General features: G+C 29.5%; 16 protein-coding genes and 1 riboswitch. Of the genes, 8 read left to right on the top strand and 8 right to left on the bottom strand.

The window, feature by feature from the left end; genetic code table 11:
* Positions 1-72 precede the first annotated feature (72 nt).
* The 4 genes from thiC to WG950_RS00910 all read right to left on the bottom strand — a co-directional run bounded on the left by thiC (position 73) and on the right by WG950_RS00910 (position 3,780).
* A complete protein-coding gene (gene thiC / locus WG950_RS00925; protein WP_340933504.1) occupies positions 73-1,929 on the bottom strand; it encodes a phosphomethylpyrimidine synthase ThiC in 1,857 nt (618 codons plus the stop codon).
* A gap of 18 nt (positions 1,930-1,947) precedes the next feature.
* Positions 1,948-2,151: a sulfur carrier protein ThiS gene (gene thiS / locus WG950_RS00920; protein ID WP_077809536.1), complete on the bottom strand. Its 204-nt coding sequence runs from the start codon at positions 2,149-2,151 to the stop codon at positions 1,948-1,950.
* Between the two features lie 44 nt (positions 2,152-2,195).
* A riboswitch (TPP riboswitch) is annotated at positions 2,196-2,290 on the bottom strand.
* Between the two features lie 45 nt (positions 2,291-2,335).
* Positions 2,336-2,620 (bottom strand): LETM1 domain-containing protein, encoded by a 285-nt coding sequence (locus tag WG950_RS00915; protein WP_340933502.1) that lies wholly within the window; start codon positions 2,618-2,620, stop codon positions 2,336-2,338.
* Positions 2,620-3,780 (bottom strand): proline dehydrogenase family protein, encoded by a 1,161-nt coding sequence (locus WG950_RS00910; protein WP_340933501.1) that lies wholly within the window; start codon positions 3,778-3,780, stop codon positions 2,620-2,622. The genes WG950_RS00915 and WG950_RS00910 overlap by 1 nt, the downstream gene beginning before the upstream one ends.
* An 89-nt stretch (positions 3,781-3,869) precedes the next feature.
* On the opposite strand from WG950_RS00910, the gene aroB reads away from it, so the two are divergent.
* Entirely contained in the window at positions 3,870-4,928 is a 1,059-nt protein-coding gene (aroB, locus tag WG950_RS00905; RefSeq protein WP_340935219.1) for a 3-dehydroquinate synthase, read from the top strand.
* A gap of 72 nt (positions 4,929-5,000) precedes the next feature.
* Here the strand turns inward: aroB and WG950_RS00900 are convergent, their stop codons facing one another.
* Positions 5,001-5,453, bottom strand: coding sequence for a cold-shock protein (locus tag WG950_RS00900; RefSeq protein ID WP_077809540.1), 453 nt, complete (start codon positions 5,451-5,453; stop codon positions 5,001-5,003).
* Between the two features lie 268 nt (positions 5,454-5,721).
* On the opposite strand from WG950_RS00900, the gene WG950_RS00895 reads away from it, so the two are divergent.
* The 5 genes from WG950_RS00895 (at position 5,722) to WG950_RS00875 (ending at position 12,033) form a co-directional block, all read left to right on the top strand.
* The gene (locus WG950_RS00895) at positions 5,722-6,750 is read left to right on the top strand and encodes a hypothetical protein (RefSeq protein WP_340933498.1); all 1,029 of its coding nucleotides are present in this window, start codon (positions 5,722-5,724) and stop codon (positions 6,748-6,750) included.
* 173 nt (positions 6,751-6,923) lie between these two features.
* On the top strand, positions 6,924-7,595 hold the full coding sequence (locus WG950_RS00890; RefSeq protein WP_077809542.1) for a TetR/AcrR family transcriptional regulator: 672 nt from the start codon (positions 6,924-6,926) through the stop codon (positions 7,593-7,595).
* A 1-nt stretch (position 7,596) separates the two neighbouring features.
* Positions 7,597-9,264 (top strand): peptidase domain-containing ABC transporter, encoded by a 1,668-nt coding sequence (locus tag WG950_RS00885; protein WP_340933495.1) that lies wholly within the window; start codon positions 7,597-7,599, stop codon positions 9,262-9,264.
* Positions 9,265-9,269: 5 nt separating this feature from the next.
* Positions 9,270-10,625, top strand: a complete 1,356-nt coding sequence (locus WG950_RS00880; RefSeq protein ID WP_340933493.1) for an HlyD family secretion protein — start codon at positions 9,270-9,272, stop codon at positions 10,623-10,625.
* A gap of 4 nt (positions 10,626-10,629) precedes the next feature.
* Positions 10,630-12,033, top strand: coding sequence for a TolC family protein (locus tag WG950_RS00875; RefSeq protein WP_340933492.1), 1,404 nt, complete (start codon positions 10,630-10,632; stop codon positions 12,031-12,033).
* Here the strand turns inward: WG950_RS00875 and WG950_RS00870 are convergent.
* Together WG950_RS00870 and WG950_RS00865 are read right to left on the bottom strand one after the other, a co-directional pair.
* Positions 12,030-12,230, bottom strand: coding sequence for a helix-turn-helix transcriptional regulator (locus WG950_RS00870; RefSeq protein WP_340933489.1), 201 nt, complete (start codon positions 12,228-12,230; stop codon positions 12,030-12,032). The two genes, WG950_RS00875 and WG950_RS00870, sit on opposite strands and share 4 nt — an antisense overlap.
* A 1-nt stretch (position 12,231) precedes the next feature.
* A complete protein-coding gene (locus WG950_RS00865; protein WP_340933486.1) occupies positions 12,232-12,627 on the bottom strand; it encodes a hypothetical protein in 396 nt (131 codons plus the stop codon).
* A gap of 170 nt (positions 12,628-12,797) precedes the next feature.
* On the opposite strand from WG950_RS00865, the gene WG950_RS00860 reads away from it, so the two are divergent.
* A complete protein-coding gene (locus WG950_RS00860; RefSeq protein ID WP_340933484.1) occupies positions 12,798-13,217 on the top strand; it encodes a hypothetical protein in 420 nt (139 codons plus the stop codon).
* Positions 13,218-13,229: 12 nt separating this feature from the next.
* On the opposite strand, the gene WG950_RS00855 is transcribed toward WG950_RS00860, so the two are convergent.
* Positions 13,230-13,694 (bottom strand): MaoC family dehydratase, encoded by a 465-nt coding sequence (locus tag WG950_RS00855; RefSeq protein ID WP_340933481.1) that lies wholly within the window; start codon positions 13,692-13,694, stop codon positions 13,230-13,232.
* A gap of 99 nt (positions 13,695-13,793) precedes the next feature.
* On the opposite strand from WG950_RS00855, the gene WG950_RS00850 reads away from it, so the two are divergent.
* Positions 13,794-17,027, top strand: coding sequence for a S41 family peptidase (locus WG950_RS00850; protein ID WP_340933478.1), 3,234 nt, complete (start codon positions 13,794-13,796; stop codon positions 17,025-17,027).
* Positions 17,028-17,056 lie beyond the last annotated feature (29 nt).

Below are 17,056 nucleotides of genomic sequence, written 5' to 3'. Positions count from 1 at the left end.
TCAATGTATATTAAAGAAAAGCTCAACTACGTCTCCCCCAAGACGTAGAATCGCTTTTATGGCAAAAGTATATTATAAATATACTTCTGAACCTTTATCTTTAAATTCCTTAGATTTTTCTTCCATTCCTTTTGCAAAAACCTCATCACCTGCAACCTTATTTTCTGCTGCAAAATCTCGAACTTCTTGAGAAATTTTCATTGAACAAAATTTAGGACCACACATAGAACAAAAGTGTGCAATTTTAGCTCCTTCTGCTGGTAAAGTTTCATCATGATATTCTCTTGCTAATTCTGGATCTAAACCTAAATTAAACTGATCTTCCCATCTAAACTCAAAACGTGCTTTACTTAAAGCGTCGTCTCTGTGTTGTGCACCTGGATGTCCTTTTGCTAAATCCGCAGCGTGTGCAGCTAATTTATAAGTAACCACACCGGTTCTAACATCTTCTTTATTTGGTAAACCTAAATGCTCTTTTGGAGTTACATAACACAACATTGCACAACCAAACCAACCAATCATAGCTGCGCCAATACCAGATGTAATATGATCATAACCTGGAGCAATATCTGTTGTTAACGGACCTAATGTGTAAAAAGGAGCTTCGTCACAAGCTTCTAGCTGTTTGTCCATGTTTGCTTTTATCATATGCATTGGCACATGACCTGGACCTTCTATAAAACATTGTACTTCGTGTTTTCTTGCTATTTTAGTTAATTCGCCTAAAGTTTCTAATTCTGCAAACTGAGCTTCGTCATTTGCATCTGCAATAGAACCTGGTCTTAAACCGTCTCCTAAAGAAAAGGCTACATCATAAGCTTTCATGATTTCGCAAATATCTTCGAAATGTGTATATAAAAAACTTTCTTTATGATGTGCCAAACACCATTTTGCCATTATAGAACCTCCACGAGATACAATACCCGTAATTCTTTTTGCTGTCATTGGCACATAACGTAAACGAACACCGGCATGAATTGTAAAATAATCTACACCTTGTTCTGCTTGTTCTATTAATGTATCTCTAAAAATCTCCCAAGTCAAATCTTCTGCTACTCCGTTTACTTTTTCTAAAGCTTGATAAATAGGCACAGTACCAACAGGAACCGGTGAATTTCTAATAATCCATTCTCTAGTTTCATGAATATTTTTTCCGGTAGATAAATCCATAATATTGTCTGCACCCCAACGACAAGCCCAAACCGCCTTTTCTACCTCTTCTTCTATAGAAGAAGTAGTAGCAGAATTACCAATATTAGCATTAATTTTAACCAAGAAATTACGACCTAAAATCATAGGTTCTGCTTCTGGATGATTAATGTTTGATGGAATTACTGCTCTACCTCTTGCCACTTCTTCTCTAACAAATTCTGGCGATATTTTTGCAGGAATACTTGCACCGAAATCTTGACCTGGATGTTGTTTAGACAAACGTGTAATCTCATCTATTTTTTGGTTTTCTCGAATTGCAATGTATTCCATTTCTGGAGTTATTATTCCTTTTTTAGCATAATGTAATTGTGTAACATTCTGCCCTTTTTTTGCTCTTAGTGGTTTTTGTAAATGATTAAAACGTAAATGATCTAAAGTTTTATCATTTAAACGTTCGTTACAATATTTAGAAGAAAAAGAATCTAACTGCTCAACATCATTTCTTTCTAAGACCCACTCTTCTCTAATTCTTTCTAAACCATTATGAATATTAATTTCTTTGGTAGGATCTGTATACGGACCCGAAGTATCATACACAGTAACGGGCTCGTTTGCTGTTCTTTTCTTAGTCATAGAATCTACCGTATCACTTAATTCTATTTCGCGCATTGCTACTTTAATTTTTGGATACAGTTTACCTTTTACATATACTTTTTTTGAATTAGGAAAAGGATTTCTAGTGATTCCTTTACTTGGTGCTGTGTCTTTTTTCTTCATTTTTTATAGTTGTAAGTTTTATCCGCCTTGAGTAGATTTTATGATTAAAACTTTATCATTATTATGAAGTAAATTAGAAGACCAATTTTCTTTTTTTATAACATTAGAATTAACGGCAATAGCAATTCCGTTTGTTTTTATTTTTAAAAAACAAATTAATTCTTCTATTGATATTTCTTCAGAAAATTGTTGATTTTCTTGGTTTACATTTATAGTAATCATAAGTATAAATATTACTGTAAACCAAAGAGAGGTAGTTATATAACTAAATCTAGGTAACTTTTTCCTACGTTGGTATTAACCAAATCAGGTTCTAAGGATGTTTCTCAAACTAATTTAATAGCTACTCCTAAAGTTTACAAGACAAATATATCTTTTATTTTTTTAAAATTATATTTTTTTAAAATTATTTTACATCATCTCTAAACGCTGATGGTAAAATATCTGGTATTAATTTTATTAGTAAGGGTAATAGTAATGCACCACCCGGAAGCATAAAAACAGTAAAAGCAGGTATTGCTTTGCAAATATCTAATAACTGTACTTTTATTTTTAACTTCTCTTCTTCTGTTAACGACGAATGTGTAGATTTTCTTATTAAATGCATTGCCTCTTTACTTTGCAACAGTTCTTGGTGCAATCTAAGTTTGTTTCGATGCAACAACATTTTTATTTCATCAATCGTCTGCATTATATTTTTCTGCGTTTACGCTCTGCTTTAATCAAATTTAATTCTCTACTTGTTTGTCCAGCTACAGATGTATTTTCTTCTGCTCTTCTAATTAAGTAAGGCATTACATCTCTAACAGGACCAAAAGGAACATATTTGGCAACATTATAACCTAAATCTGCTAGGTTAAAACTAATATGATCGCTCATACCATATAATTGACCAAACCACAAACGCTTATCATCTTTAGCTATTTTATATTGTTCTGCTAATTTTAAAAGTAAATAAGAACTTTCTTCATTATGAGTGCCTGCAAATAAAGCCATTTTTTTATGCTCCATCATATACAAAATAGCAGCATCATAATTTTTATCTGTTGCTTGTTTATCTGCACAAATAGGAGATTCATATCCTTTTTCTTCTGCTCTACTTCTTTCCTTTTCCATGTAAGCACCACGAACTACTTTCATACCAATATGAAAATCTTTTTGATAAGCTCTTTCGTATAAACCTTTTAAATACTCTAAACGATCGTGTCTATACATTTGTAATGTATTAAATACAATTGCTTTTTCTTTATTGTAGTTTTCCATCAATTCTTCAACTAAATCATCTGCTGCATCTTGCATCCAGCTTTCTTCGGCATCTATCAATAAAGGTACATCTTGTTTTACTGCTGCTTTACACACAGTATGAAAACGTTCTTTTACACGAATCCATTCAGATTTTTCTTCTACTGTTAAGGTTTGTTTTTCTGTAATTTTTTGAAAAAGAGCAAACCTACCAAAACCAGAAGGTTTAAAAACCGCAAACGGAATCGATTTCTTTTCTTCACCAAAATTAATAATCTTTAAAATAGTCTTTAAAGTTAAATCGAAAACCTCTTCTCCTTCTTTACCTTCTACCGAATAATCTAACACAGAAGATACTCCTTTAGTATACAATTTTTCTATGTTTGGTAAACAGTCTTCTTCTGTTACACCACCACAAAAATGATCGAATACTGTAGAACGAATTAAACCCTCTACAGGTAAATGTGCTTTTAAAGCGAAATTTGTTACAGCTGTACCTATTCTAACCATTGGTTGGTTCTGTATCATCTTAAAAAGAAAGTATGCTCTTTCTAATTCTGAGTCTGTTTTTAATGAAAATGCAATTTCAGTATTATCAAAAAATTTCATTCGTTAGATTTTAATTTAGAACAAAGATAGTCTAAGACTGTAAATAATTCAATAATTTCTATTTAATTTGCACATTCAATATTAAAATGATGAAATCTATAAAAGCCGTAAGTTATCCTGTTCATTTTCAAGAAAAAGGATACGAAGAATTATCAAACTTAATTTCTAACAAAAACTACTCTACGCTATTTATTTTAGCTGATGAAAATACTTTTGAATGTTGTTACCCTAAATTTATTCCAAATTTAAAAACAGATATTCGTATAGAAGTTATAGAAATAGAATCTGGTGAAATAAATAAAAACTTAGAAACCTGTGCTGGCGTTTGGAACGCGATTACAGAATTGGGCGGAGATAGAAAAAGTTTGGTAATTACTCTAGGCGGTGGCGTTATTACAGATTTAGGTGGTTTTGTTGCTTCTTGTTACAAAAGAGGTATCGATTTTGTTAATATCCCTACAACTTTACTTTCTATGGTTGATGCTTCTGTTGGTGGTAAAACTGGTGTAGATTTAGGTGTTTTAAAAAATCAAATTGGTTTGTTTGCAAACCCAGAAATGGTTATTGTTGATACCAATTATTTGGAAACAGTTACAGAAAGAGAAATAAAATCTGGTACTGCAGAAATTATTAAATACGGTATTACTTATGATAGTAAACTGTTTTATGAAATTAAAAACAACAAAGGCTTAGATATTAAAGACTTAATTTTTAGATCTATAGAAATTAAAAACGAAGTTGTTTTACAAGATCCTAAAGAACAAAACTTACGCAAAATTTTAAATTTTGGTCATACATTAGGGCACGCTATAGAATCTTTTTATTTAGAATCTGAAGACAAAGAAAACTTAACTCATGGCGAAGCTATTGCAATTGGTATGGTTTGTGAAAGTTATATATCTGAAAAACTTTTAGGTTTTCCTACTGAAAAAGTTTTAGAGGTTAAAGATGTTGTACTATCTATTTACGACAAAATTGATTTATTAAAAGAAGATTTTTCTGCAATTTTAGAATTATTAAAGCACGATAAGAAAAACGTAAACGGACAAGTTAATTTTGTGCTTTTAAATGATTTTGAAGATTACAAAATTGATTGCAAAGTGCCCGTAGATTTAATTATAGAAAGTATGGAGTTTTACAATAATTAATATAAACTTTTACTCATAAAAAAAAGCCTTTTCAATTTGAAAAGGCTTTTTTTATATGTTGTAAAAATGAAATTATACTTTCTTAACTTTTACTGCATTCATACCACGCATACCTCTTTCTAATTCGAAAGAAACTTTATCGTTTTCTGCAATTTGATCTATCAAACCACTTACGTGTGTAAAATACTTTTCGTTATTTTCTGTATCAATAATAAATCCGAAACCTTTAGAAGTATCAAAGAAAGAAACTTTACCTTTTCTTACAGGATCTTCTTCTGGTAAATCTTCCTTTTTAGTTACAGAAATTTGAATATCTTCTAATTCATACTCTACTTTTAATTCTGGATCTGGCGGAGTATCTGTTAAATTACCATTGTGATCTACATAAGCAAATTGAATTCCTGTAGACCCATTTTCTTCTTTGGCAGCTTTTCTAGCTTCCATTTTTTTAATCTTATCCTGACGTTTTTTTAAACGTTTCTTTTCTTTTTCACTTTTACTAAATGTTTGCTGCGATTTTGCCATTAAAATACAAAAGGTTTTTTTTATTAATATTTCTAGAAAGATAAAATACGTTACAAGAAAATCTAATTAAGGCTAACTAGTATAATGAAGGAATTGTATTCTGTCTTACAGCGACAAAGGTACAAAATTTAAAGGAATAATGCATACTTTTTAATTACTGATTACCAACAATATGGTAAAAATTAACTTTTTTCAGAAAAAAATCATTTTAAAAAAACCATACATCAAATTACTTCGTATGTATACCTGAAAACTAAAAATAAACAGAATGAAATCTATTAAAATTATGGCACTAGTATGTGCTACTACGCTTGGTTTAACTTCTTGTTCTAATAATGATAGAGATTTAGACTTAGACCTACAAACAGAAACCAAAGTTTTATTTACCTCAAATAATTCTGATGGAAATGTAAATATGTACAATGTATCTGATATGAATAATATCTCAACATCTACAATAACAACTGCAACTACAAAAGCAGACGGAATTTATTATGACGGTTCAGAAGACCTTGTTGTACAAGCCTCTAGAAGCACATTTGGTTTAGAAGGTTATACAGGTATCGATGTTTCTGGTACTTCATTAACAGCTAATGTTGGTGTTACAGGTTCTTTAGATATGACAAGTCCGAGAGAATTGGCTGTAAGTGGTAACTTTTATGTGGTTGCAGATAATGCAGATGTAGACGGAGATGATACTACTAAAGATGGTAGATTATTTATCTACTCTAAAAATGGAAATTCTTTTACTTTAAGAAATACAATTACAACAAACTTTAAATTATGGGGAATTGTATTTAAAGGAAATGATTTATTTGCGATTGTTGATACTACAAATGAATTAGCAGTATTTTCTAACTTTTTAAGTAATACAAGTACAGCAACTGTAGAGGCTACTAAAACAATTGCCATTGAAGGAATTGTTAGAACGCATGGTTTAACTTATGATGCTACAACCGATGTTATGATATTAACAGATATTGGTGAAGCTTCTAACGGACAAGACGATGGTGGTTTTCATATCATTGAAGATTTTACATCAAAATTTAACGCAACAGCTAACAATGCTACTTTAGCAGTTTCGCAACAAACAAGAGTTTCTGGTGCAAGTACTTTATTAGGTAATCCTGTTGATGTTGCTTATGATAGCGATACAAAAACTGTATTTATTGCTGAAGCTGGAAACGGCGGAGGAAGAATATTAGCTTTTAATAACATAAATAATGGAGGTAATTTAACACCTTCTTACAATGCCACGTTAGCTTCTGCTTCTGCTGTGTATTTACATAAGGAATAAAAATTATACAAAAACATTTTTGGTTGAATGTTTTATGTTAATGTTGGGCCTTCCGTTAATTCGGAAGGCTTTTTTTTGTGTATTAATTTATTGTTAAAAAAACACCAAATTTCAGTAACACTTTCTTTTTTAATAGTAATACTATTATATTTGCAATCTAAAATAGTTTCAGCATGAAAAACTTATTATCAATATTAAAAATTACAGTACCCGATAAGATTTTTATTAAAGATCCAGAAACCTCGAACTTAGGTAAAAAAATAATTGAAAATAGTATTCTTCTAATAGACGAAATTGGCTTCGAAAACTTTACCTTTAAAAAACTAGGAACAAAGATACAGTCTAATGAAAGTTCTATTTATAGATATTTTGAAAGCAAACATAAATTACTATTGTATTTATCGTCTTGGTATTGGGCTTGGTTAGAATATCAATTAGTTATAGAAACATTTAGCATATCAGACAATGAATTAAAACTAGAAAAAGCAATAGAGGTAATTACTAGAACGGTATCGTTAGACAGTAATTATTCTCATATAAATGAAGCTATTTTATATAAAATAATTGTAAATGAAAGTTCTAAATCTTTCTTAACAAAAGAAGTAGATACAGATAATAAAGAAGGTTATTTTGAAGTCTACAAAAGATTAATAACAAGAATAAAAGAAATGATATTAGCTTTAAAACCAGATTATGAATTTGCACTTAGCCTATCGAGCACAATTTTAGAAGGTGGTTTGCATCAACATTTTTTAAAAGAACATTTTCCGTCTATTACAAATAGTAAAAAAGGTGCCACACCTACTCGTTTCTTTACGCAACTTGTTAAAAACACACTAAAATAAAATGAATACTACAGATAAAATAACACCATGGAGACGTTTTGTGGGACTTTTAAAACTAGAAAAAAAAGATATTTTTCAAATTTTCTATTATGCCATATTTGGTGGTGTTGTAGCACTATCATTACCTTTAGGAATACAGGCAATTATTAATTTAATTCAAGGAGCTCAAATATCTACTTCTTGGGTAATTTTAGTTATTGTTGTTACAATTGGCGTTATATTTTCTGGCGCTTTGCAATTAATGCAATTAAGAATTATAGAAACAATTCAACAAAGAATTTTTACTAGAGCTTCTTTTGAGTTAAGCTATAGGTTTCCTAAAATTAAAATGAATGAGCTACGTAATAATTATCCGCCAGAATTAGCAAATAGATTCTTTGATACATTAACAATACAAAAAGGATTGTCTAAAATATTAATTGATGTACCTACCGCTTTATTACAAATAGTATTTGCTTTAATATTGCTTTCTTTTTATCATCCTTTCTTTATAATTTTTGGCATTCTTTTATTACTTCTAATTTATATCGTTTTTAAATTTACTGCACAAAGAGGTTTAGAAACTAGTTTAAAAGAATCTAAAATTAAATATAAAGTTGCCCATTGGATTCAAGAAGTTGCAAGAACCGTTGTAAGTTTTAAACTATCTGGTAATACAAATTTAGCATTAAAGAAAAATGACGATTTGGTAAGTAAATATTTAGAAGCTAGAGAAAATCACTTTAGAATTTTAATTTTACAATTTAGCCAAATGATAGGCTTTAAAGTTATTGTTACTGCTAGTTTATTATTAATTGGTGGTGCATTAGTTCTTAATCAAGAAATGAATATAGGACAGTTTGTTGCTGCAGAAATTATCATTTTATTGGTAATACAGTCTGTAGAAAAATTAATTGTTGGCTTAGAGTCTTTTTATGATGTACTTACATCCATAGAAAAAATAGGACAAGTTGTTGATAAAGAATTGGAATCGCAAGAAGGTGAAAAACCAATTTTTAAGAAAGGTTTATCTATAGAATTAGACAACGTTTCTTATGCTGTAGAAGATAGAAAAAAACCAATTATTAAAGATATTTCTTTAACTATAAAACCAGAATCTAGAATTCTTGTACACGGAGAAAGTGGCGCTGGTAAATCTAGCCTTTTAAGATTAATTGCTGGTGTAATAGAACCCACAGAAGGTAATATTTATATCAATAATTTATCTTTAAATAGCTTACACCTTAATCATTACAGATCTCAATTAGGTTTATCTCTTTCAGATGAAACACCTTTTGAAGGCTCTATTAGAAATAATTTAGTTTTTGGTAATCAAGAAATTACAGATGACACAATTTTTGAAGCTTTAGATATTGTTGGTTTAAATCAATTTTTAAAAGAACAACCTAACGGATTAGAGACTGTTTTATATCCAGAAGGTAAACAAATGTCTTATACAATTGCTAAGAAAATAATTTTAGCAAGATCTATAATAAAAGCGCCAAAAGTAATGATCTTAGAAGATCCATTAGATCAATTTAATCTAGAAGAAACTGTTAAAATAATTAGCTATTTAACAGATGCTAGAAGACCTTGGGCGTTAATTGTTGTAAGTAGTAAAAAGAGTTGGAAAACACAATGCAGTCAAATAATAACTCTAGAAAAAGGAGAAATTAAATCTATAAATTAATAATCATGTTAAATATTTCTAACAATCAATTAAATGATAAAGTAGATTTAAAACGATTTAAATCTGGTAAAGATATTTTTACTAAAAACTACTACAAATCTTTAAATAAATTTTTGTTAGCTTTTGCTATTATTGGTTTTATCCTTTTATTTTTACCTTGGACGCAAAACATTACTAGTCAAGGTTTAGTTACCACATTAACTCCAGAACAAAGACCACAAAGTATACAATCTCAAATACCTGGAAGGGTTGAAGAATGGTTTGTAAAAGAAGGAGATTATGTAAAAAAAGGAGATACTATTTTAAGAATCTCTGAAATTAAAAGTGATTATTTTGACAACCGATTAATCGAAAGAACAAACAATCAAATAAATGCAAAAAATTCTTCTGTAAATGCATATCAACAAAAATCTAATGCTTTACAAAGACAAATAAATGCATTAAAAGACGAGCAAGTTTTAAAAACTGCTCAATCACAAAACAAACTTTTGCAATCTAAACTTAAAGTACAAAGTGATAGTATTGCCTTACAAGCTGCAAAAACAAATTTATCTATTGCAGAAAAGCAGTTTTTAAGAACAGAAACGTTGCAAAAAGAAGGTTTAAAAGCTGTTGTAGATGTAGAACAAAAACGTTTGAAACTGCAAGAAACTCAAGCTAAATTAATAGCTCAGCAAAATAAATTACTAGCAAGTAAAAATGATGTGATTAATGCGAAATTAGAATTATCTAGAATTAAAGCAACTTTTACAGATAAAATTTCGAAAGCACAAAGTGATATGTTTACTGCTAGATCTAATGGTTTTGATGCTGAAGCACAAGTCTCTAAATTAGAAAATAGCAATAGCAACTATAAAGTTAGAAATAGTCTGTTATACGTAACTTCTCCACAAAATGGATACATCAACAAAGCTATTAAAGGAGGAATTGGAGGCACTTTTAAAGAAGGTGAATCTTTAGTTGGTATTATGCCAGAAAAGTATGATTTAGCTGTAGAAACTTATGTAAAACCAATAGATTTACCGCTTTTACACATAGGTGAAAAAGTAAGAGTTCAGTTTGACGGTTGGCCTGCAATAGTTTTTTCTGGATGGCCAAATGTATCTTATGGTACATATGGTGGTACCGTAGTTGCAATAGAAAACTTTATAAGTGACAACGGTAAATACCGTGTTTTACTGGCACCAGACGAAAGAGAATATAAATGGCCAGAAGCAATTAGGGTTGGCTCTGGAGCAAAAACAATCGCATTATTAGAAGATGTACCAATTTGGTTCGAGTTATGGAGACAGTTAAACAGCTTTCCGCCTAATTACTATCAACCAAATACAAACAAAAGCAAAAAAGAAACTAAAAAGTAAAACAATGAAGAAGTTTTTACTAATACTAACAATGTTATTTTTTTCTACCAATTATGCACAAGAAGAAATTAGCAATCAACTAACTTTATCAGAGTTTTTAAGTTACGTTAAAAATTACCATCCAATAGTAAGACAAGCTAATTTAGTTTTAAATTCTAGTGAAGCTAAATTGTTAAAAGCTAGAGGTGCATTTGACCCCAAGATAGAAGTAGATTTTGACAAAAAACTATTCAAAGAAAAAGAATATTACAACAAATTAAATAGTTCTTTTAAAATACCAACTTGGTACGGAGTAGAATTTAAAGCTAATTTCGAAAAAAATGATGGTTTATTTTTGAATCCAGAAAACAATGTACCACTAGATGGTTTGTACAGTGCAGGTGTTTCTGTATCTTTAGCTAAGGGTTTACTTACTAATAAAAGAATGGCTGCTTTAAAACAAGCAAAATATTATGTAAATCAAGCAAAAGAAGAACAACAAATATTGGTAAATAAAATTCTTTTTGATGCTTCATTAAGTTACTTTAATTGGTTAAAAGCATATAAAGAAAAATTAGTTTTTACTTCTTTCTTAGAAAATGCAAGAATTAGATTTGAAGGAACTAAAAGAGCTTTTCAAGAAGGTGAAAAACCAGCTATAGATACTTTAGAAGCAGGTATAACATTAAACTCAAGAAAATTAAATTTAGAAAAATCTGCAATATACTATACCAAAGCATCTTTAGAATTGTCTAATTTTTTGTGGCTAAATAACAACACACCTATCGAGTTAAAAGAAAATATAATTCCGGATTTAGAAGCAAAAAACTCTGTTGATAAAACATTTAATATAGCTTTATTTAATCAAGAAGATTTCGATATCGAAAATCATCCTAAAATAAAAGCGTTAGACTTTAAGGTAAAAAGTTTAATAGTAGAAAAGCGTTTAAAAAAGAATAATTTACTTCCAAAAATAGATATTCAGTATAATTTTATTTCTGCGGATGGAAATCAAATTAATTCTTTTAATTCATCGAATTACAAAGCTGGTTTAAATTTTAGTTTTCCAATATTTATCAGAAAAGAAAGAGGTGATTTAAAATTAGCTAAAATAAAATTACAAGATCAACAGTTAGAAGCTAAAACTGCTAAAGTCACCATAAAAAACAAATTGAATAGTTTGTTATTAGAATTAGATTCTTTTGATAATCAAAATAACTTTACAGATGCCATAGTAAGAGATTATAATGTTTTATTAAAAGCAGAAGAAAGAAAGTTTTTCTTAGGAGAAAGCTCTTTATTCTTAGTGAATTATAGAGAAGAAAAATTTATTGATGCGCAGTTAAAAGCTATCAAATTAGAAAACAAATTCTTTAAAACGAAAGCAAAACTATTTAAAGAAGCAGTTTTTACTATTAACGATAACTAATCTGATTCTTCTAACGTAAAAAATTCATTTACAGGTATCTTAAACACTTTAGACAACTTTAAAGACAAAACTGTAGAAGGCACATACCTATTTTTTTCTATAGAGTTTATAGTTTGCCTAGAAACACCAATTGCTTTTGCTAAATCGTCTTGAGTTAAATTTAAAATAGCTCTTTGTACTTTTAAAGTGTTTTTCATGTTATCTATTTAGTCTTTTTAACTGCCAAAAAATCATTAGTTGCACAACTAACATATAAAATAACACTTCAAAATAAGTAAAACCTACTAATTTTTCATCAGCATTAAAAAGTTTACCCACACCATAATTAATAATTGGTTGCAGCAAAGAGTATAAAATTGCTAAAACAAAAGCTATTCTGTATGATTGTGCTCTTAAAGTTTCTATAAACTCATCTTCTTCCCTATCTTTTGATATAGAAATTAGCAACATACCAACCAAAAGTAAACCAGATAACAACGGTTTTACCCAAATTGGTTCGTCAAAAAACTTTTTGGCAATCATCAATCCAAAAATAAAAAAGGTAGCATAATAACCAATCTTTTTAAATTTATTTGACAATTGAAATTTATTCATTTTTTCAATATAACTTCTTTCTCGTTCACAAACAGACATTTTCGACATAACAAAACTATTTTACAATTAGACAAATAAACTTTATATAATGTCAAATATACTTTACATTTTATAATTTTACAAATATTTTTAAGTATATTTAAAAATCAATCAACTAAACTTTTTTTTAAATGACTACAAATTCGAATAAACCTAGTAAAGCTTTTTGGATAATTGGTATACTTGCTTTGTTATGGAATTTAATGGGTGCAAGCGCTTATATGTTTCAAACATTAGCTACAGATGAAATGATTGCAAATATGCCACCAGAACAGCAAGCAGAAATGATGATAGAACATCCGGCATGGTTAACTGCATTATTTGCATTAGCTGTGTTTGGCGGAGTTATAGGTTGTATTTTTTTTCTTGCTAAAAAGAAATTATCTTATTATTTGTTTCTTTTATCAGGAATTTGTGCAACAATACAACAGGTTTATATTTTAATAGATATCGATTTAAGCATGTACATTATGCCAATATTGGTAATTTTAGTTTGCCTATTTTTAATTTGGTATTCTAAAAAATGTATTGCAGACGGAATTCTAAAATAATTAGTGTAAATCCTATTCAAAAAAAGCAGCTATAAATTCTGCCACACAAGCTGGTTTTTCTTGTCCTTTAATTTCTATTGTGCAAGAAAAAGTAGCTTTTATACCATTTTCACCTAAACTTTCTGTTTTCTTTAATTTTGAAATCATTCTTAACTTGCTGTTTACAAGAACAGGGTTCGGAAAGCGAACTTTATTCAACCCGTAGTTTAAACCCATTTTTAAACTTTTAATAGTAAAAATGTTTTCTAACAATTTAGAAATCATAGAAACAGACATAAAACCATGGGCAATTGTGCATTTGTAAGGGCTTTCTTTTAAAGCTCTTTCTTCATCTACATGAATCCATTGTTTATCTAAAGTGGCATTAGCAAAATCATCAATCATTTCTTGAGTTACTGTATACCATTCGCCAACTGGCAATTCTTTACCTTCTAAACTTATAAACTCACTTAACGTATTTAATATTAATGGCTTCATTATATCTAATTTAAATGTTAAAAAATCAACTTCTAATTTAACAAAATAAACAAGTTCTAAACTATATCAAATTATTAATTTAGAAAAAATTTTAAACCCATGAAACAACTAACCTATTTCCTCATTTTATTTACGTGTATTTTAAGTGCACAAACAAACCCAAAATGGCTAAGACATTCTAGTATCTCACCAGACGGATCTAAGATTGCTTTTACTTATAAAGGTGATTTATATACTGTAGCAAGTTCTGGCGGAACCGCAAAACAACTTACTTTTCATAGTGCGCATGATTTTATGGCAACTTGGAACAAAGATGGATCTAAAATTGCTTTCGCATCTAATAGGTATGGTAATTTTGATGTTTTTGTAATGAACGCAAACGGAGGAACCGCAAAAAGATTAACTTTTCACTCTAATAACGAAACTCCGTATAGCTTTACATCAGACAATAAAAATGTAGTTTTTAGTGCTTTAAGACAAGATGATGTTCGTCACAGACAATATCCGCACGGTTCTCAAACAGAACTTTACACTGTACCTGTAAAAGCTGGTAAAGTACAGCAATTGTTAACCATTCCTGCAGAATACACACAATTTTCTAAAGATGGTAAAACAATGCTTTATCAAGATAAAAAAGGAGGCGAAAACGAATGGAGAAAACATCACACATCTTCTATTACCAGAGATATTTGGATATATAACACCAAAACTCAAAAGCATAAAATGATTACTACAAATACTGCGGAAGACAGACAACCTGTTTTTTCTTCGGATGAAAAAAGCATGTATTTTTTAAGTGAAAGAAACGGAACCTTTAATGTCTTTAAATCGAATTTAGAAAGCGGAGCTTCCGCAGAACAAATAACAAACTTTAAAACTCATCCTGTACGTTTTTTAAGTATTGCTAATGATATGCTTTCATTTGGTTATGATGGTGAAATTTATACATTAAAAGAAGGTGAAAAACCTAAAAAAGTTGCCATAACAATTACTACTCAAGATAAAGAAAATACAGATAAATATGTTTCTGTAAATGGCGGAATTAACGAAATGGCTGTTTCACCAAATGGTAAAGAAATTGCTTTTATTGCTCGCGGTGAAGTCTTTGTAACTTCTGTAGATAAAACTTTTACAAAAAGATTAACCAACACACCAGAAAACGAACGTTTTGTAAATTGGAGTTCTGATGGAAAATCTGTAATATATTCTAGTGAAAGAAATGGAAAATGGAGCGTTTTTAAAACTGAAAAACAACGCAAGGAAGAACCTTTCTTTTACGCAGCTACACTTGTTAAAGAAAGTGCTTTAATAAATAATAAAAAAGACAATTATTTAGCACAATACTCACCAGACGGAAAAAAAATTGCTTTTATTGAAGGAAGAAGAACTTTAAAAATTTTAGACGTAAAATCTAAGAAAGAAGTAACTCTTTTAACTCCTAAAGATTTATTTCACATGAGAGATGGCGACAAGAATTTTACTTGGAGTCCAGATAGTAAATGGCTACTTGTAGATTGGTCTAAAACCTTAAATAATGGTGAAATTTTATTAATGGCCGCAGACGGTTCTAAGCGTGTAAATTTAAACGAAAGTGGTTATTACGATTCGAATCCTAAATGGGTAAATAATGGTAAACAAATGATTTGGTTTAGCAATAGAAACGGATTAAAATCTTACGCAACAAGTGGTAGTTCTCAAAGCGATGTTTATAGCATGTTTTTTACACAAGATGCTTGGGATGAATTTAATCTAAGTGATGAGGATTATAAACTAATGAAAGCTATCAAAGAGGAAGAAAAGAAAAACTCTAGCAAGAAGAAAGAAAAAGATACTAAGAAAAAAGATGCCGATAAAAAAGACAAAAAAGATGTTAAACCTTTACAGTTCGATTGGGATAATTTACAAGATAGAACAAAGAGATTAACAATTCATTCTTCTCGTTTAGGTGATGCTGTACTTTCTAAAGATGGCGATAAACTTTATTATTTATCAAGTTTTGAAGGTCGTTCTAATTTATGGACTACAAATTTAAGAACCAGAGCAACAAAAATGCTAATGAAGTTAAATGTTGGTTACGGTAGTTTAACTTGGGATAAAGAAATGAAAAATCTGTATTTACTTAGCAGCGGTAGAATCACAAAATTAAATCCAAGTACAAATAAACAAAAACCAGTTAGCATTAAAGCGGAAATAGAGTTTGATAAAATTGCAGAAAAGCAAGCAATGTTTGATCATGTTTGGCTAAGGACAAACGCCGTTTTTTATCATTCGAATTTTCATGGAAAAGACTGGAAAAAATTAAAAAAAGAATATCAGAAATACATCCCATATATTGGTAATGAATTTGAGTTTTCTGAAATGTTATCAGAGTTATTAGGAGAATTAAATGTATCACATTCTGGTGCTGGTTTTAGAGGAGGAAATGTTAAAAATGCAGATGCTACAGCTTCTTTAGGTATTTTTATGAACCATAATTTTAAAGAAGACGGTATTTTAATTGATGAAGTTATTAAAGGCGGTCCTTTAGACAAAGCTAAATTTAATATTAAAGCTGGCATGATTATTAAAAAAATTAATGGCGATTTAATTGATAAAAATACAGATGTTGCCAAATATTTAAATCGTACAGCAAATAAGTTTATGCTATTAGAAATAGAAAATCCATCAACAAAAAAGTCACAAACAATTACAGTTAAACCTATCACATTAGGACAAGAAAACAGATTATTATACAAAAGATGGGTAAAAATAAATGAGAAACAAGTAGAAAAAGAAAGTAATGGCCAATTAGGCTATGTTCATATTCCTGGTATGAGTGACGGACCTTATAGAAGTATTTACCAAGACATGATGGGTAAATATATAGATAAAAAAGGTGTAATAATCGATACTCGATTTAACGGTGGTGGAGATTTAGTTGCAGATTTAGCAATGTTTTTTACGGGTGTACCATTTTTAACTTATGAAACAGAGGCTAAAGTTGTTGGCGGAGAACCAACTTCGAGATGGACAAAACCAACTTTATCTATATTTAATGAAAGTATGTATTCAGACGGACATTGTTATGCTTCTGGTTATACAGATTTAAAAATTGGTAAAACTGTGGGTATGCCAGTTCCAGGAACTTGTAGTTTTGCAGGATGGGAAACGTTACCTAATGGCAGTTATTGGGGAATTGTACCTGTTTCAGCTAAAAATAAAGCTGGAGAATGGATGGAAAACAACCAAACAGAACCTACAATAAAAGTAAAAAATATGCCAGGTAAAATAGATAATGGCATCGATGAGCAATTAATTATATCTATTCGAGAATTATTAAAAGATGTAAACTAAAAGTAAAAAAAATGCGAAGAGAAATCTTC

The organism is Polaribacter marinaquae, from assembly GCF_038019025.1.
GTDB lineage: Bacteria > Bacteroidota > Bacteroidia > Flavobacteriales > Flavobacteriaceae > Polaribacter > Polaribacter marinaquae.
The sequence above is the reverse complement of the archived record's forward strand: the minus strand, read 5'-3'. Positions and strand labels throughout refer to the sequence as shown.

Excerpts from the sequence above, each read along its gene's own strand:
- thiC (WP_340933504.1), bottom strand. The coding sequence starts at position 1,929 with ATGAAGAAAAAAGACACAGCACCAAGTAAAGGAATCACTAGAAATCCT.
- thiS (WP_077809536.1), bottom strand. The coding sequence starts at position 2,151 with ATGATTACTATAAATGTAAACCAAGAAAATCAACAATTTTCTGAAGAA.
- WG950_RS00915 (WP_340933502.1), bottom strand. The coding sequence starts at position 2,620 with ATGCAGACGATTGATGAAATAAAAATGTTGTTGCATCGAAACAAACTT.
- WG950_RS00910 (WP_340933501.1), bottom strand. The coding sequence starts at position 3,780 with ATGAAATTTTTTGATAATACTGAAATTGCATTTTCATTAAAAACAGAC.
- aroB (WP_340935219.1), top strand. The coding sequence starts at position 3,870 with ATGAAATCTATAAAAGCCGTAAGTTATCCTGTTCATTTTCAAGAAAAA.
- WG950_RS00900 (WP_077809540.1), bottom strand. The coding sequence starts at position 5,453 with ATGGCAAAATCGCAGCAAACATTTAGTAAAAGTGAAAAAGAAAAGAAA.
- WG950_RS00895 (WP_340933498.1), top strand. The coding sequence starts at position 5,722 with ATGAAATCTATTAAAATTATGGCACTAGTATGTGCTACTACGCTTGGT.
- WG950_RS00890 (WP_077809542.1), top strand. The coding sequence starts at position 6,924 with ATGAAAAACTTATTATCAATATTAAAAATTACAGTACCCGATAAGATT.
- WG950_RS00885 (WP_340933495.1), top strand. The coding sequence starts at position 7,597 with ATGAATACTACAGATAAAATAACACCATGGAGACGTTTTGTGGGACTT.
- WG950_RS00880 (WP_340933493.1), top strand. The coding sequence starts at position 9,270 with ATGTTAAATATTTCTAACAATCAATTAAATGATAAAGTAGATTTAAAA.
- WG950_RS00875 (WP_340933492.1), top strand. The coding sequence starts at position 10,630 with ATGAAGAAGTTTTTACTAATACTAACAATGTTATTTTTTTCTACCAAT.
- WG950_RS00870 (WP_340933489.1), bottom strand. The coding sequence starts at position 12,230 with ATGAAAAACACTTTAAAAGTACAAAGAGCTATTTTAAATTTAACTCAA.
- WG950_RS00865 (WP_340933486.1), bottom strand. The coding sequence starts at position 12,627 with ATGAATAAATTTCAATTGTCAAATAAATTTAAAAAGATTGGTTATTAT.
- WG950_RS00860 (WP_340933484.1), top strand. The coding sequence starts at position 12,798 with ATGACTACAAATTCGAATAAACCTAGTAAAGCTTTTTGGATAATTGGT.
- WG950_RS00855 (WP_340933481.1), bottom strand. The coding sequence starts at position 13,694 with ATGAAGCCATTAATATTAAATACGTTAAGTGAGTTTATAAGTTTAGAA.
- WG950_RS00850 (WP_340933478.1), top strand. The coding sequence starts at position 13,794 with ATGAAACAACTAACCTATTTCCTCATTTTATTTACGTGTATTTTAAGT.